The 15,956-nt window shown below is 53.0% G+C and carries 11 protein-coding genes; 6 read left to right on the forward strand and 5 right to left on the reverse strand.

From position 1 onward, the window contains the following. The first annotated feature begins 53 nt into the window (after positions 1 to 53). Both gldF and gldG read left to right on the forward strand, forming a co-directional pair. On the forward strand, positions 54 to 779 hold the full coding sequence (gldF, locus tag BXP70_RS17260; RefSeq protein WP_086595356.1) for a gliding motility-associated ABC transporter permease subunit GldF: 726 nt from the start codon (positions 54 to 56) through the stop codon (positions 777 to 779). 76 nt (positions 780 to 855) lie between these two features. Further along, the gene (gene gldG / locus BXP70_RS17265; protein WP_086595357.1) at positions 856 to 2,544 is read left to right on the forward strand and encodes a gliding motility-associated ABC transporter substrate-binding protein GldG; all 1,689 of its coding nucleotides are present in this window, start codon (positions 856 to 858) and stop codon (positions 2,542 to 2,544) included. A gap of 101 nt (positions 2,545 to 2,645) precedes the next feature. Here the strand turns inward: gldG and BXP70_RS17270 are convergent, their stop codons facing one another. Next, a complete protein-coding gene (locus tag BXP70_RS17270) occupies positions 2,646 to 3,101 on the reverse strand; it encodes a BLUF domain-containing protein (RefSeq protein ID WP_086595358.1) in 456 nt (151 codons plus the stop codon). A 279-nt stretch (positions 3,102 to 3,380) separates the two neighbouring features. Between BXP70_RS17270 and dnaN the strand changes: the two genes are divergently transcribed. Together dnaN and gldC are read left to right on the forward strand one after the other, a co-directional pair. Further along, positions 3,381 to 4,505, forward strand: coding sequence for a DNA polymerase III subunit beta (gene dnaN / locus BXP70_RS17275; protein WP_086595359.1), 1,125 nt, complete (start codon positions 3,381 to 3,383; stop codon positions 4,503 to 4,505). 113 nt (positions 4,506 to 4,618) lie between these two features. After that, positions 4,619 to 4,957: a gliding motility protein GldC gene (gene gldC / locus BXP70_RS17280; RefSeq protein WP_086595360.1), complete on the forward strand. Its 339-nt coding sequence runs from the start codon at positions 4,619 to 4,621 to the stop codon at positions 4,955 to 4,957. An 88-nt stretch (positions 4,958 to 5,045) separates the two neighbouring features. On the opposite strand, the gene BXP70_RS17285 is transcribed toward gldC, so the two are convergent. From BXP70_RS17285 to BXP70_RS17295, 3 genes are all read right to left on the reverse strand, one after another. Beyond that, entirely contained in the window at positions 5,046 to 5,573 is a 528-nt protein-coding gene (locus BXP70_RS17285) for a hypothetical protein (protein WP_086595361.1), read from the reverse strand. A gap of 193 nt (positions 5,574 to 5,766) precedes the next feature. Continuing rightward, positions 5,767 to 6,306: a dCTP deaminase gene (gene dcd, locus BXP70_RS17290; protein WP_086595362.1), complete on the reverse strand. Its 540-nt coding sequence runs from the start codon at positions 6,304 to 6,306 to the stop codon at positions 5,767 to 5,769. A 79-nt stretch (positions 6,307 to 6,385) separates the two neighbouring features. Beyond that, entirely contained in the window at positions 6,386 to 7,237 is an 852-nt protein-coding gene (locus BXP70_RS17295) for a hypothetical protein (protein ID WP_143436547.1), read from the reverse strand. Between the two features lie 803 nt (positions 7,238 to 8,040). On the opposite strand from BXP70_RS17295, the gene BXP70_RS17300 reads away from it, so the two are divergent. Both BXP70_RS17300 and BXP70_RS17305 read left to right on the forward strand, forming a co-directional pair. Beyond that, positions 8,041 to 9,381, forward strand: a complete 1,341-nt coding sequence (locus BXP70_RS17300) for a DNA/RNA non-specific endonuclease (protein ID WP_245849665.1) — start codon at positions 8,041 to 8,043, stop codon at positions 9,379 to 9,381. Positions 9,382 to 9,422: 41 nt separating this feature from the next. Continuing rightward, on the forward strand, positions 9,423 to 14,498 hold the full coding sequence (locus tag BXP70_RS17305) for a cellulose binding domain-containing protein (RefSeq protein ID WP_086595364.1): 5,076 nt from the start codon (positions 9,423 to 9,425) through the stop codon (positions 14,496 to 14,498). Between the two features lie 109 nt (positions 14,499 to 14,607). Here BXP70_RS17305 and hemL read toward each other — a convergent pair whose 3' ends face one another. Continuing rightward, positions 14,608 to 15,933 (reverse strand): glutamate-1-semialdehyde 2,1-aminomutase, encoded by a 1,326-nt coding sequence (gene hemL / locus BXP70_RS17310; protein WP_086595365.1) that lies wholly within the window; start codon positions 15,931 to 15,933, stop codon positions 14,608 to 14,610. Between the last annotated feature and the right edge of the window lie 23 nt (positions 15,934 to 15,956).

A 15,956-nucleotide genomic window follows, 5' to 3' on the forward strand; every position in this document is an offset into this window, starting at 1 on the left:
ATGCCGTTCCTCTTGCTTCCTCCAGCTTGTGTGTATAATTAGTATAGCATTAGATGTTTTCAATCTTAAGAAAAGAGTTTAACGCCTTCCTCAGCTCGCCGGTAGCATACGTCGTTATTGGCGTATTTCTGGTGGCTACAGGATTATTCGTGTGGGTTTTTCCCGATAGCAGCGTGCTCGATTACGGCTTTGCCGATCTGCAAACGCTCTTCAACACGGCTCCGTGGATTTTCCTATTCCTGATTCCGGCCATCACCATGCGTACTTTCGCCGAGGAAAAGAAAGCCGGTACCATTGAGTTGCTGCTCACGCGTCCGCTCACCGATGGGCAGATAATAGGGGGGAAGTACCTAGCTTGTTTACTACTGGCGCTGTTGGCACTTATCCCAACGCTGCTGTATTACTACTCCGTTTATCAGCTAGGTAACCCAGTCGGCAACATCGACTCGGCGGCTACGGTGGGGTCGTACATTGGGCTAGCGTTGCTGGCAGGCGTGTTTGCGGCCATCGGGCTGTTTGCTTCTGCTATTACCCGCGACCAGGTTATTGCCTTCTTAGTGGCCGTAGTGGGGTGTTTCCTGGTGTATTCGGGCTTCGATTCGTTGGCATCTGTCTTCGAAGGCAGCACGGCTTACTACATCAGCCAGCTAGGTATTGCGGCGCACTACCGCGACATCAGCAAGGGCCTCATCGACTCCCGCGACCTGACGTATTTCCTGAGCTTAATTGCTGGTTTCCTGCTGGCAACGCGCTTGGCGCTGCAAAGCCGCAATTGGTAAAAAGCTAGCTCCGAAAAGTATTAAGTAGGCTTACTCCTCACCCGGAGAAAGCAAGGGGAGTAGCCCCACATACACTATGCAAGAACGCCCCTCTCCTAAACGCCGCGACCTGCTCCGCTTTCTGGCGGTTATCGGTGGTTTATTGCTGCTGAACTTCCTGGGTCAGCAGTTCTTTTTCCGCCTCGACCTCACGCAGGAGAAGCGCTACACCATGTCGTCGGCCACGAAGCAACTGCTGGAAAAGATGCCCGAGCCCGTAACCGTGACGGTGTATCTCGACGGCGACTTTCCACCGGCGTTCCGTCGCTTGCAGCAATCGGTGCGCGAAACGCTGAACGAAATGCAGGTGTACGGTGGCTCCAAGCTGCACTATGTGTTCCTAGATCCTAGCGCTGCTACCTCGGAGCAAGAGCGGAACAAGACGTACCAGGCGCTGTTCAAGAAAGGTCTGCGCCCCACCAACCTAGCTGCCACCGAAAACGGCAAGCGCGTCGAGAAAATTATCTTTCCGTGGGCAACGGTGACGGTAGGCGCCAAGGAGAAAAACGTACTGCTACTGCGCGGCAACCAGGCAGCGCCCTCCGATGTGCGCCTCAATCAGAGCATTGAAGGATTAGAATACGAGCTAGCAAGCACTATTCAGCAACTAGAGCCTAGCCGCCGCAAGCGCATTGGCGTGGTTGATGGGCATGGGGAGCTAAGCAACGCCGAAGCTGGTGACTTGCTAGGTTCGTTGCAAGAACAATACGACGTGTACCGGGTGAAGCTCGACGTGGTGCCCGACCTGCGGGCCCTCGATGCCCTAATTATCGCTAGGCCCACCAAGCCGTATACAGAGCCCGAGAAGTTCAAGCTCGATCAGTTTGTGACGAGTGGCGGCAACGCGCTTTTCTTCGTGGACGAGATGCGCGTGAGTCTTGATAGTGCGGCCCGCACCGGCATGCTGTCCTTCCCGTACCAGCTCAACCTAGAAGATCTGCTGTTCAAATACGGGGTGCGTATCAACCCCGATTTGTTGCTTGATCTCAATTCTGGCGTTATTCCGCTCGTGACGGGCAATGTGGGCAACAAGCCGCAGGTGGAGCCCATGCCGTGGCAGTTCTATCCGCTGATCAACCAGTTCAGCAAACATCCCATTACCCGTAACCTCGACGCGGTGTACACCAAGTTCGTGAGCAGTATCGATACGGTAAAAGCCGTCGGCATTCGCAAAACGCCGCTGATGTTCACCTCGCGCTATACCCGCGTGCTGCCCTCACCGGTGCCCGTCAACCTCAATGATGCCCGCTTGGAGCCCGACCAAAAGTTGTACAAGCAAGGGTTTAAGCCGATAGGTTACCTGCTAGAAGGACAGTTTAAGTCGCTCTACGCTAACCGCACCAAGCCCGGTACCACGCAGTTTCAGCCTGCTACATCTTCAAAAGCTAGGCCTGGCAAAGTACTAATCATTTCCGATGGCGACTTTGTACGCAGCGAGCTAGATCCCAAAACTGGGCGCCCCTTCCGCCTTGGCTTCGACCGCCTTGCTAATACCGAGTTTGCCAACCGTGAACTGGTGCTAAATGCCGTCGACTACATGCTCGACGAAACCGGCCTGATTGCCGTGCGTGGTAAGCAAATCACGTTGCGCCCGTTGGATAAGGTGAAAATAGCGGAGCAAGGGCGCCGTTGGCAGGCGCTCAACTTAGGGGCGCCATTGGTGCTGCTAGGTTTGTTTGGGCTAGTGCGAGCTTGGCGCCGCAAGCGGCGGTACGCGTCCTTTTAATTTCTTGGAATTGCTACAGCTACGCTCTGAGGATCATTAGGCTAAGCCCAGAGCTAGCTTTTTCGTTTAGGTTTGGGCTTCAAACCGTGGGAGCTATACGTTCAAAATCGGATAATATTATCGGTTACGAAGGTTGCCAATAATGAATGCAAAGAGGCATCATCGTTGGCTGAATAGCCGGAATGCGCAGTTAAATAATTCTGCTTGTTAACGTTTAAAAAACCGGCCAGGTGCATAAAATCGGCTGGCTCTACCGCTTTAAAGCCCATAGACCACTGAGAGAAATTACGTTCTTTTATTTCGCCGTCGGCTAGTTTAATAACATCCCGGTGACGCGGGTCTAGCTTGATTTTGTCAAAGATAAAGGCAACCTCTTCCGTGCTACCTTCCAGCACCTGCATAATGTCTCCATTGCTGTAAAGCAGTACGCCGGTTAAGTGATGATCAGTGTTCCATGAGCGAGCTTGCATCAGCAAAACCTCTAGCTCTTTTTCACTCATAAGCGCAGTAGCAGAACTCTGATAAACTAAATGGTACAGGGAAGATCCGTGAGACATAGAACAGTATGGGGAAACAAAGGAAATAGAACAAGTATAGGAATTATGCTATTTATATGCAACAAATGCGTTTTATCAAGAGAAGCTATATAAACGAAAGCAATTTATATCTTTCTGATTAAAAGTTATTTAAAAGCAGGTGCTGTGCTAACATCAGGAAAGACTTTACCGTCATAGAGAGGGAAGCATCCGCCAGAATCTTCTCCGCACAAGGCCAAAACTTCCGTGCATCTACCTATCTTTGTCCATTACCCCAAAAAGTAAGAGAAACTACCATATATGAAGTTTATCGTCTCGTCTTCCGCCTTGCTCAAGCAGCTCCAGAGCATCAACGGCGTGGTCACGAACAATCCCGTGGTGCCGATTCTGGAGAACTTTCTCTTCGAAATTGAAGACGGCAAGCTGACGATTACGGCCTCCGACTTGGAGACCAGCATGATTACGGAGCTGCCCGTAGAAGCTCGCGAAACTGGCCGTATTGCTGCACCCGCCCGCATTCTGCTCGATACCCTCAAGAACTTGCCCGACCAGCCTGTCACGTTTACGCTGGACGAGGAAACCTACACGATTGAAATTGCCTCGTCTAACGGCCGCTACAAGCTAGCTGGGGAAAACGCCACCGACTTTCCTCGCGTGCCAGTGGTGAAAGGCTCGGCTCCCATCGAGCTTCCGTCGTCGTCGTTGTCGCGGGCAATCAACAAGACCATCTTCGCGGTGAGCACCGACGAGCTGCGCCCAGCTATGACTGGCATTTTGGTGCAGCTAGCCGATAGCCAAATCACCTTTGTGGCTACCGATGGTCACCGCTTGCTGCGCTACCGCCGCTCCGACGTGGGCGCGGGCCAAACTGCTAACCTGATCATCCCGCGCAAAGCTTTCAACTTGCTGAAAGGCGCGTTGCCTTCCGAAGCTACACCAGTGAAAGTGGAGTTCAACAACTCCAACGCGTTCTTCAACTTCAACCAGATGCGCCTCGTATGCCGCCTGATTGATGAGCGCTATCCTGATTACGAGAACGTAATTCCGGTGAGCAACCCCAACCGTCTCATCATCAGCCGCGCCGATTTCCTGAATTCGGTGAAGCGCATTTCGATCTATTCCAATAAGACCACGCACCAAGTGCGGTTGCGCCTGGCAGGTTCGGAACTGACCGTGTCAGCCGAAGACCTCGATTTCAGCAACGAAGCCAACGAAAAGCTACCCTGCCAATACGACGGCGAAGACATGGAAATTGGCTTTAATGCTCGCTTCCTGGCGGAGATGCTATCGAATATCGATTCTGAAGAAATCACGCTGGAGCTAAGCACACCCAACCGTGCTGGTTTGCTTATGCCTACCACCGCCGACGACAACGAGAGCATCTTGATGCTTGTGATGCCGGTGATGCTCAATAACTACGTTTAATCTTTGTTGGTTGAATGGCTGAATGGTTAAATGGTTGATTGTTCTAGGGTGAGCTTAACCACTATAGAGCAGCTAACCGTCTAACCATTCAGCCGTTTAGCACTTTAACTCCCATGAAAAAATCCGAAATCCGCTTCAGCATAGCCCTCGACGATCAGAAAGTACCGGAGGCTATTAGCTGGCAGGCCACCGATGCGGGCCCCGATATTCACTTTGCCAAAGCCATCAACATTGCCTTGTGGGACCGGGACCAGTCGGGTACCATGAAGATTGACCTCTGGACCAAGGACATGCCCGTGGAAGAAATGAAGTACTTCTACGTGGACACCATGGGTGCCATGGCCGAAAGTATCATGACTGCCACCAGCGACGAGGTAATGTCAAAAAAAATCCGGGCGCTGTGCAAGGAACTAATGGAGCACATCGAAGAGGAAGCCAAAAAGCAAAGCTAGGTTCGTTACTATAACCTAGAAGCAAAAAGCCCCTGCTGATGAATCAGCAGGGGCTTTTTGCTTCTAGTGCCTACTCTATAAGCCTAGGTTATTTGTCGGAGGTGGAAGCAGCTTGCGTGTTTCGGCCTTGGCTAAGGATGGAACCCTTGCTGCTAGCCGGCAGCGGATTCTGCACCGACTTCACCATCATAGCGCCGGCATTTTTGGTGGCGTAATCCCGGTCAAACTTGTAGAAAGTAGCGCGTGAGTCGTAGTATGAGCTATACTGAGCACTACTTAGCACGTTCCGCAGCTCTTGGTCACGCTCCCGGCAGACGCCTTGGCATTGCTCATCCACAAGCTTGGGGTTGCTAGCATATTTCTGCTCGATAGCCGCCATCTTAGCTACTTTATCTTCGTTGATGGCCCGCAGCTTAGTTGTTTGGTAACCGTTCAGGCGCAAGTCGCGCGCCATCTGGTCTGACAGGCGCTTGGCGCGCGCCTGAACAGGATTCAAACGCGGAGATGATTGCGTTTTATCTTGGGGCATAACCGTCGAGCCGGGCGCTTGCTGGGCGTTCGCGCCAAAAGCAGTTGCAGCAAAAACTAGCGCGGCAGTGACAAATTTATTGTTCATTGGTATCGAGGCGTTAGCGTTTCTAGTCAGCAGCTACCTAGTCAGCTAGCCAATGGCAGCAAGCGGTGCAGCTTTCTAGAGCTAACGAAAAACGAAGCAGGCAAGTTTAACGAGTAGCTGAGTAATTGAGCAACTGAGTGATTTTAGGAGTGTTACGCCACACAACTTAGCTACCAACTTCCTCCGTCACGCCCTAGAACTTATTCTTCCACATCATCGACTCGACGGGCTTGTCGGTGCGTTCGTTGTACTTCGCGTTGGCTTTGCGATTGTAGAAGGTTTGCACATCGCCCTGCACGGCGAAATAGATGAGCTGGCCAATAGGCATGCCTGCGTACACACGCACTGGCTGCGTCACGGAAATCTCCAACGTCCAGGTGTTGCAGAAGCCTACGTCGCCCTTACCAGCAGTAGCGTGAATATCGATGCCGAGCCGACCGACGCTGGATTTGCCTTCCAAGAAAGGTACCTGCGCGTGGCTTTCGGTATATTCCTCCGTTACACCTAAGTAGAGCGTACCAGGCTGAAGAACAAAGCCTTCCGTAGCCGACATTTCGAATACATCGATTTCATTATGGCTACGAGCGTCCAGCACGGCGTCGCGGTAGGTAGCTAGGTAGCGCCCTAGGTGCACGTCATAGGAGTTGGTGCCTAGGCAGGCGCGGTCGAAGGGTTCAATGACAATGTTACCCTGCTCAATCTCGGCAAGGATTTGTTGGTCGGTAAGAATCATGGGGAGTGGTAATCGGTGAAGCTTGAGTAGGACGAGGCACAACCTAGGCTCGGTTCTATGCAAGCGCACCCTTTTAAATTTATTGCTCTTCCTCTTCTTCGTAGCGATCTTCGGGCAATGTGCTGGGCGAAGAGCGCCGACGCGGGGTGGCGTTGGGTTGGCGCTGGTCTAGCTCCTCCGCTAAGGAATCGAGACGACCGCGCAAATCGGGCAGCACACTGAACACCAGGTATAGCAGCGCTAGGGTAGAGGTACCCGCCAGCAGCAGCGTCGAATAATCGAGCCAATCGTGGCGGGAAGTCACATCAACGGAACGAATCGTGGCCGTGCGAGCCGGCGTTACCACGCTTTCGGGCTGGGCCTCTGACTCTTCAACCGGCGCCGTGACGGGCGGTTCCGTTTCCGCGTCGGCAGGTGGTACGGCCGCATCATCAGCAGCTAGCTCATCGGGGGCAGGGTCTTCTGATGCATTAAACTGGGCCGCAGCTTGTTGCGTAACGCGTTGCAGCGAATGAATAAGCGCTACTCGTTCGTTGCGTGGTAACACCCGGATGAAGAACTCGAAGTTCTTATCAATGATGATGGACCGAAGCTGCTTTTCAAATTCGGCCAGGTCGGTGCGGCCTTTGCCAAAACGATTCTTGAACTTCTCGGAAACATCGTTGTAATTCAAAAACAGCCGCTTCAGGTCAGCATTGCCTTGAAAGCCGTCGAACGATTTGCGCGCTTGGTGCGTGCGCAGAGAAACCGGAAACTTATTGCGGGTAAACGTTTTATCGTACACGTTTTCCATCGTGCGGAAGTTGAGCTCGTCCACTGTGCGGTCGAACAGCCGCTTGTTGGCAACAGCTGGAGCTTCCGCCTGTGCCCAAACCAAACTAGGTAGCGCAAGCCATAACGTGAAAAACAGTGGCGTAAGAAGTCGAAGCATAAGCAGAACGATTTGGCTGCAAAGGTAGCCTCTGTTTGACCTCTAATCTAGTGATAGCGCCGATTTGAATAGAAGCACAGCACGAAGTGCTATATGGACAAGTACTGATGCAGGAGATAAATATTATAAATATTTAATATTTATTCATTGAAAATAGTTGTCTCCAAACCTAAGGTTTGTTTCTGTAGAAATCCCAAAAAGATATTCTGTTAAATAATAAAACGAGATTTTACGCTTAAGCTGATTTTTAGTGATAATAATAGAGCTAAGCAGCAAAAAGTGTATGCTAGTAAAATATGCGTACTGTATTTGCCAGCTGCATTATCAAAATGTGTCTTTATAAGTTCTATGTCTCATTTTAGTGAGTAGCCTTCTGTTTTTATTTAAATCGAAGAAGCTTATAATAATTATATTCCTGGTTAAGTCTGTTTGTATCCGAAGGCTATGGTGATATATGCCTTTATAAAACAACGATTTATGAAGGGATGCTAAAAGACATTAGAGCGTTTGCAAGACGCTCATAGTTGCTTCAGGGCTTTGATGAATTTTTAAGGGCTAGCTATCCTATGTTACCGAAATGTTAACACTTATGCGAGCAACCAATGTTTATTCTGTCGAGCTTATACTTTCCTGGTTAACCTATCTTTTCTAAAGCTAATATTACTTTTTTATAATTATTGAACTATTAATTTTTGTATTTTGATTACCTGTATTGAACATTACTTACTTAAGTTTGTGCCCGGTTTTAACAGCCGCCTCTTCCTGATCAAAATCCCTTCTCTTTCGCGTAGTTTTTACAGTTAATGAAAAAACAATTACTGGGCTATGGTAGCAGTTTTTTACTGTTACTGCTGCCATGCTTTGCCTTTTCCCCGGCAAGCGTAGGTAACCATTCTGCTTGGCTGACGCCATTTGCGGAAAATACACAAGAAAGCTTTGAAAGTCCCAACCAGCCAGGGACGGACGGCAGGGTTGCACTTTCCACGGGCAGCTGGATTCTGACAGATGCGGTGCTAGGTAGCACTGACGCCGACCACAAGAATGGCGCTCAGGCCGCACGCCTCCAGCAAGGGGGTAAGGTCACGATGGACTTCTTTCTGCCTACCGGCGCTGCTACCGTTACGGTGCAGCATGCCGTGTATGGCACCGACGGCAGCAGCAGCTGGGAACTGTGGGCGCAATCGGAGGCGTGCAACTGTAACAAATGGACAAAAGTGGGTGCTACGGTACTTACCACTTCAACCACATTGCAGGTGGCAGCTTTCACGGTCAATATTCCGGGGCAAGTAAAGTTTGAGATTCGGAAAACCTCCGGCGGCAAAGCCCGGCTGAATATTGATGACTTCGCCGTGACGCAGTACGGTACCGCCCAGCCGTCCGTCGACAACAACAACCTAGCTCTTGGCAACCCCAGCGGTGCCGTGGCCGATGTAAGTCAGCCCAATAACTATTTGCTAGTGAAGCCGCAGTACGTAGTAGGCTACAACCGCGACCAAGGCAAGCCGAACTGGGTGAGCTGGCACGTAGATATTTCAGATCGTGGCGGCATAGACCGGCAAGATGATTTTCGGGACGATCCGTCGCTACCCGATGGCTGGTACAAGGTACAATCAAACAGCTACAACGGAGGGGCCACCGGATTCGACCGCGGCCATAACTGCCCCTCGGCTGACCGGACATCAAGCGTCGCAAACAACTCGGCCACGTTCCTCATGACGAACATGATGCCGCAGTCGTCGAAGAACAACCAAGGTCCGTGGGCCGACCTGGAAAACTACACCCGTACTTTCTTGCCCGACAATGAGGTGTACATCATTTGCGGTAGCTACGGCAAAGGCGGCATTGGCTCAACTGGGGTGAAGTATGAAACGCTCGATAATGGCCGCGTTACGGTACCATCAAATTGCTGGAAGGTCATTGTTATTCTGCCAGTTGGTAACAGCGATGCTGCTCGGGTGAATGCGGGTACGCGGGTAATCGCGGTTGACATGCCTAACATCAATGCTATTAATAGCAATTGGGGCACCTACCGCACGTCGGTCGACAAGATCGAGGAAGCGACGGGCTACGACTTGCTGTCGAATCTGTCGGTTGAGGTGCAGAATGCCATTGAGTCGAAAACCGACAACGGCCCGACGAACTAGTGCCAACTTCCAGATTTTCTTACAAAGACATAAACGTCTATATGACACGTTTTTATAAAACTGCTTGGAAGCTAGGTCAATTGCCGGCTTTGCTTGCTTGCTTGTTCTTACTCAGTTCCCAGTTGAGCTGGGGGCAAACGGTACCCTATCCACTGATGGGCGGAACGTACACGGAGAATTTTGCAGAAATCGGTACTGTTTCTGGCTCGAGCAGCGCTGGATGGACTACCACCGGATGGGCGTTCAACTTCGCTTCTGGTACTGGCGCGAATCGTTTCAGTGTAGCTACGGCCACTGCGCCGGCTACCTTGCCAAACTCGACTACTGTATTTGCGACTAGCACTTCGGGGGGAGTTCAAAAAGGCACGGGTTCCATTATCCTTTTGGCTACTGGTCCAACTGATGGAACAAATGCTGCTGCTTTTGACCTAAATTTAGATTTCGCTGCAAGTACCGCCGGGAGTATTTCGCTGGATTGGGCTGAGGTGAATAACTCCACGGGCAACCGCCAGGCGACGTTCAAGCTCCAAACCAACACGGGTACCAACGGTGCCTTCGTTGACCTCGATGGCTCGACGGTAGTGATAACCAACAATGTTGCAGCTAATGGCAGCTTAACTACCATTCCATTGCCGGCTGCTTTTGCTAATAAAAGGGATGCTAAGATTCGCTTTTACCTAGCAACTACAGCAGGAGGAATTACAGGCAGCCGTCCAAAAATTAGCCTCGATAACATTACGGTTGTTACTAGTCCTACGGGCACTCCAACACCAACCAATTCGATTGCTACTACTGCTTCGGCTTTCAATAGTCCTTTCTGCTTGACAGCTACTGAAGGCAGTACTCCGTTCAATGTTGTTTACACAACCACTGGCACTCTCACGGGTACGTTTAGGGTGCAGCTATCCAATGCATCAGGCAGTTTTGCTTCTGGCACTACAATTATTGGCGAAGGAACTAGCTCGCCCATAGCGGCTACCATTCCAGCCAACACCGCCAGTGGTACCGGCTACCGCGTGCGGGTGATAAATGAAGCCGCAGCCATCAACGGTACAGACAATGGTACTAACCTGACCATCAACCTAGGTTCGGCTACCAATACGGTAAACATTGCACCCGAAACAGCCCAGACCATTACGCTAACGGGCTCCGGCGCTACGCTGACTGCTACGGCTGCTACGGGCTCTGTCTTTACATGGCAGTACAGCATTGGCGTCGATGGTCCTTTTACTCCTATTGCCAGCGCCAGCGGCGCTACATACCAGCCCAAAGGCTCAGATTTCGGTGCGGCCGGCACCTATTATATAGTAGTAAGCGCTAGCGCTACCACACCGTGTGGCTCAGCAAATGGTAAGAGCACACCGGTGGCCATAACAGTAGCAGCGCCGAAGCCTGAGATTATTACTTCGCTGACGTCGATGCCAGCTTTCGGTAGCACTGTAGCGGGTGCCGCTTCCACTTCCAAGAGCTTCACCGTGAGCGGTACGGGTCTGTCCTCGGCTCTGATCGTTTCGCCTCCGGTAGGGTTTGAGATTCGCACGGGCGAGCAGCCTTTTTCCTGCTGCGTTATTCAATTGCAACCGAGCAATGGCACAGTAAACCCAACTACGATCGACGTGCGCTTTGCCCCGACGGCCGCGCTACCGTATCAAACAGCTATTCCCGTGACGAGCACGGGCCTACCGGAACAAGCGGTGGCGGTGAGCGGTACCAGTACGGCGCCGGTGTATCCGGCTACTGTGAGTACTACGACCCTGACGAACGTGACGCCAACCGCCGCCACGACCGGCGGCACGGTAGAGTCCGACGGTGGTAGCCCCGTAACGGCACGGGGCGTAGTATGGGCCAAAACGCCCAACCCGGTGTTAGGAACCTTGAAAACTGCGAACGGGGCAGAAGCCGGCACGTTCAGTAGCGCCATCACCGGTTTGGTGCCCAACACTACGTACTACGTGCGGGCATATGCCACCAATGCAGCGGGCACTGCCTACGGGGAAGAATTCTCCTTTACGACGGTGGAGGTGCCCTTAGCAACTGAACCTACGCAATCGGCCACTCCGGTAGCTAGCCAAGTGACGAACACTTCAATACAGTTGATTCTGAATGGCGGCGATGGCGCGAAGCACCTCGTGCTAGCTCGCCTCAACGGGGCCGTTAATGCCCTGCCGGTGGATGCAACTACGTACGCCGATAGCACCGTTTTTGGGAAAGGTGCCGTGCTAGGCACTGGCAACTACGTGGTGTATGCAGGTACCCGCGACACGGTAGTAGTTACCAACCTGCGCCCAAATACGCAGTATGCGTTTGCGGTCTTTGATTACAGCGACAACAACACGCCCTACGCCGAAAACTACTTGGCTACCTCACCCGGTACGTTGGTAGATACTACACTGGCGCTGCCTGCGACCATGTTGTTGGAAGAGAATTTTGCCTACACAGCAGGTGCGTTGCTGACGGCTAACAACTGGACTTCGCACAGCGGAACCAGCAATTTTATTCCGGTAACGCCGAGTGGGTTGGAGTATGCTAGCTACGGAGCCAGTAAGATCGGCAATGCTGCTTCTTTAACTACAACTGGCCAAGATGTAAACCGTCAGTTTCCCGCCGTGTATGCTCGGACGCCAGTCTATGCGTCGTTCCTGGTAAACGTGTCGGCTGCAAAGGTGAGTTCGGATGGCGAAGGTGACTACTTCTTTCACCTAGGTCCTACCACGTTGAATGGAAATTTCAAGGCTCGCGTGTTTGCCCGCAAAAACCCGGTAACAGGCAAATTGCAGTTTGGTATTAGTGGCAACGGAACTTCCGGTACTACACCGAACTACACCACGAATGACTATGACTATAACACGACGTACTTAGTAGTCGTGAACTATTCCTTCGACGAGAACGGTAACGTAAGCAAGTTGTTTATCAATCCCGCGCTGGACGCTGAGCCCGTGAATGCTGATGCTGCTTATACAGAAACCTCTGGTTCACCCTCTGATATCGGAACAGTGGCGCTCCGCCAAGGCACTACCACTATTGCCCCAACACTAGTAATCGATGGCATCCGGATTGGTAATTCGTATCGGGTAGTTCGCACCGGCCTCATCTGCTTGCCGCCGCAGCCTGCCTTCACCACCAACACTGTTTGCCTAGGTCAGCCTACAGCTTTCACCAATACCTCGAAGGCAGTAGAGGCCAATGCGACCTACGCCTGGGACATTGACAACAATGGCACAGTCGATTACACGACCAAGAACATTGCGCATACGTACGCAGAAGCCGGCACTTACACGGCCAAACTGACGATTACGCAAGGAGAATGCGCTGACAGCTATACGCAGCAAGTAACCGTGCGTGCGCTGCCAACAGTTGCACTCAGTGGTACGGCTACCATCTGCGCAGGCACTAGTACAAAGCTAGCCTTGCACCTGACGGGCGTGGCCCCCTGGACGGTTACGTACTCGACCGATGTTGATCCAACGGCAAAGACGTTGGTTATCAATGCCGCCGATGTATCGAGCACCGGAGATTATTTACTGACGGTAAGCCCAGCGACTAAACAAACGTACACGCTGACCGCCGTATCGGATGGTAACTGCACCGGCCTAGCTCCGACAGGCTCGGCCACGGTAACGGTGAATACCAAGCCGGTTCTGACCTTGCCTACTATCGCAGCTACCAATGCTACGGCGGGTCTGCGCGGTGCTTCCGTTGCTTTCGCTGCTACGGCCACCGGCAGCACGCCGGCACCTAGCCTCGTGTACTCTATTCTGAAGAATAACGTCGTGACGACCATCACCTCGCCCTACGTCTTCCCATTGGGTACGACCACAGTGACGGCTACGGCTACCAACGACTGCGGCAGCACCTCCGGCACTTTCGCCGTAACGGTGCAGACGCCTACGGTGGTCACCGTGCTACACCAGAACGCCGATGGTTCGGTGGCAAACAACACGATCAAGCCCAACTTGCAACTGATCAACAACAGCACCGCCGCCATTCCTTACAAAGACCTGACGGTGCGTTATTGGCTAACGGTTGAGGACTATGCCTCCGTCGTTGCCGCAATCGACTACGCCCAGCTAGGTACCAGCGGCGTGAAGGCGCAATACGTGGCCTTGGATCAGCCCGCGCAAGGTGCTTTTGGTTACGTGGAATACTCCTTCACCGCGGCCGGTTCCTTGACCGCAGGTGGCAACTCCGGTGCTATTCAGTCACGCATCTACAAGCAGACGCAGACGAACTTCAACGAGGCCGACGACTATTCGTACGCCACGAGCAGCACCTACGTGAAGAATGAACGTATCACGGTGTACCGTAAGGGAGAACTGATAGCGGGTATCGAGCCGGCGCTTGTGCCCATGCCTACCAAACCTGAACTGGTGGTGTTGTCGCAGAATAAGGAGAAGAAAGCTACTTCCAATACCATCAGTACGTACCTGCAAGTGCGCAACCAAGGGTATGTGCCCGTCGCTTACAAAGACCTGACAGTGCGCTACTGGTTCAGCCCCGACGGCACGCAGGCGCTCAACGCGTACATGGACTACGCGCAGCTAGGTGCCAACAATGTGAAGGTAACCTTCGGGAAGGCCGGTACGGAAACCTACGCCGAGCTGCGTTTTGCGGATGCCCTCGGCACGTTCGCGCCGCTCAGCAACACGGGTAATGTGCAGTACCGCCTCGCGAAGTCGGACTGGTCGAATTTTAATCAGGCTAACGACTATTCCTACGTAGCGGCTGCCGATGTTCTGGCTGAAAATGCGCACATCACGGCCTATGTAAACGGCGCACTGGTGTACGGGCAGGAGCCAACCGGTGCTACGAGCACCCGCGCAACGGCTGCGGTGCTCGGCACGCAGTCTACAACTGGCGCGAAAGCCGTGGTGAGCAGCTATCCCAACCCATTCACCGGCAGCACGACCATTGCCTTCACCGCCGCGCAGTCGCAGGATTACCAACTAGAGATCTATGACATCAGCGGCCGCCTAGTGCAGAAGCTGAAAAGCGGCAAGGCGCAAGTTGGTCAGCTGGTAGAGGTGGAGTGGCAAGCCGGCAATGCGCCCGCGGGTTTGTACTTAGCTCGCTTGACTACTGGCACCACGGTGCAGCAAGTGAAGTTGGTGCTTCAGTAAGCGTCGCTGGAATAGTGCTCATGAAAAAGCCGGACCTAGCTAGGTCCGGCTTTTTTGTCTTCAGCTATCAACGGAAAAGCTAGGCTTCTTTACTCCGAAAAGCAATTACCTACAGCCCATGCGCTTCGCGCATAGACTCGCGGCAAGCTGTCAGATACATATCCACGAGGTCGTCGGTGATGGCGGTGGAGATGAACAGGGCCTCGTACTGGGCTGGCGCTAGGTAGATGCCCCGGTGCAGCATGCCCCGGAAGTAACGGCCGAAAGCTTCCAGGTCCGATTTCTTTGCGTCTTCTAGGTTGTTAACCGGGCTGGAAGTGAAGAACACGCTGAACATCGAGCCAACCTGATTCACCGTGTAGTTCAGCCCTAGCTCCGCGGCAATCTGGCGGGTGCCGTCGGCGATGCGGGTCGTGATGCGGTTTAGCTCGTCGTATAGGCTAGGGTTATCCTGCAAGTAGCGCAGCTGCGCCATACCAGCCGCCGTGGCAATGGGGTTGCCGGAGAGCGTGCCAGCCTGGTATACTTTGCCGGCCGGCGCCACGCAATCCATAATGTCGCGGCGACCACCATAGGCGCCTACTGGCATGCCGCCGCCAATAATCTTACCTAGGGTCGTCATGTCGGGCGTAATGCCGAACAGCTCCTGCGCACCCCCACGAGCGAGACGGAAACCCGTCATTACCTCGTCAAAAATCAGGACGATGCCGTGCTCAGTGCAGAGGTCGCGCAGGCCTTGCAAGTAGCCTTCCATCGGAGCAACTAAGCCCATATTGCCAACTACCGGTTCCAGAATAAGCGCTGCCACCTGTCCTTCATTTGCCAGAATAGCTTGGCGGGTCGCTTCCAGATCGTTGTACGGCACCGTAACGGTATCTTGCGCAACCCCTTGCGTCACGCCGGGCGAATCGGGGGTACCTAGGGTAAGGGCACCCGAACCCGCCGAGATAAGGAAAGAGTCGCCGTGGCCGTGGTAGCAGCCTTCAAACTTGATAATCTTGTCGCGGCCCGTGTAGCCGCGTGCCACCCGGATAGCCGACATCGTCGCCTCCGTTCCGGAGTTTACCAGACGTACTTTCTCCACACTTGGCACCATCTGCTGAAGTAACTCGGCCATTTCGACTTCACGGCGTGTAGGAGCCCCGAAGGAAAGCGAACCTTGGATAGCCTCCTGCACCGCGTTCAGCACCACCTCGGGGGCGTGCCCCAAAATCATGGGACCCCAAGAGTTGATGAAATCGAGGTAGCGGTTGCCGTCCACGTCGGTCAGCCACGCGCCTTTAGCGGCTTTCATAAACACGGGATGTCCACCCACGGCACGAAAAGCTCGCACGGGTGAGTTCACGCCGCCCGGAATAAGCTCCTTGGCGCGGGTAAACAAGGTGTCGCTGGTAGCCAGGGTAAGCTCGGGGATAACAGAATTAACAGATTCCATGAAGCGAAATGTAGCGCGAAGCT

Source organism: Hymenobacter crusticola, from assembly GCF_002154225.1.
Classification (GTDB): domain Bacteria; phylum Bacteroidota; class Bacteroidia; order Cytophagales; family Hymenobacteraceae; genus Hymenobacter; species Hymenobacter crusticola.

Coding starts and splice junctions, on each gene's coding strand:
- BXP70_RS17270 (WP_086595358.1), bottom strand. CDS start 3,101: ATGTCTCACGGATCTTCCCTGTACCATTTAGTTTATCAGAGTTCTGCT.
- BXP70_RS17305 (WP_086595364.1), top strand. CDS start 9,423: ATGACACGTTTTTATAAAACTGCTTGGAAGCTAGGTCAATTGCCGGCT.
- BXP70_RS17300 (WP_245849665.1), top strand. CDS start 8,041: ATGAAAAAACAATTACTGGGCTATGGTAGCAGTTTTTTACTGTTACTG.
- gldC (WP_086595360.1), top strand. CDS start 4,619: ATGAAAAAATCCGAAATCCGCTTCAGCATAGCCCTCGACGATCAGAAA.
- dcd (WP_086595362.1), bottom strand. CDS start 6,306: ATGATTCTTACCGACCAACAAATCCTTGCCGAGATTGAGCAGGGTAAC.
- gldG (WP_086595357.1), top strand. CDS start 856: ATGCAAGAACGCCCCTCTCCTAAACGCCGCGACCTGCTCCGCTTTCTG.
- dnaN (WP_086595359.1), top strand. CDS start 3,381: ATGAAGTTTATCGTCTCGTCTTCCGCCTTGCTCAAGCAGCTCCAGAGC.
- BXP70_RS17285 (WP_086595361.1), bottom strand. CDS start 5,573: ATGAACAATAAATTTGTCACTGCCGCGCTAGTTTTTGCTGCAACTGCT.
- BXP70_RS17295 (WP_143436547.1), bottom strand. CDS start 7,237: ATGCTTCGACTTCTTACGCCACTGTTTTTCACGTTATGGCTTGCGCTA.
- hemL (WP_086595365.1), bottom strand. CDS start 15,933: ATGGAATCTGTTAATTCTGTTATCCCCGAGCTTACCCTGGCTACCAGC.
- gldF (WP_086595356.1), top strand. CDS start 54: ATGTTTTCAATCTTAAGAAAAGAGTTTAACGCCTTCCTCAGCTCGCCG.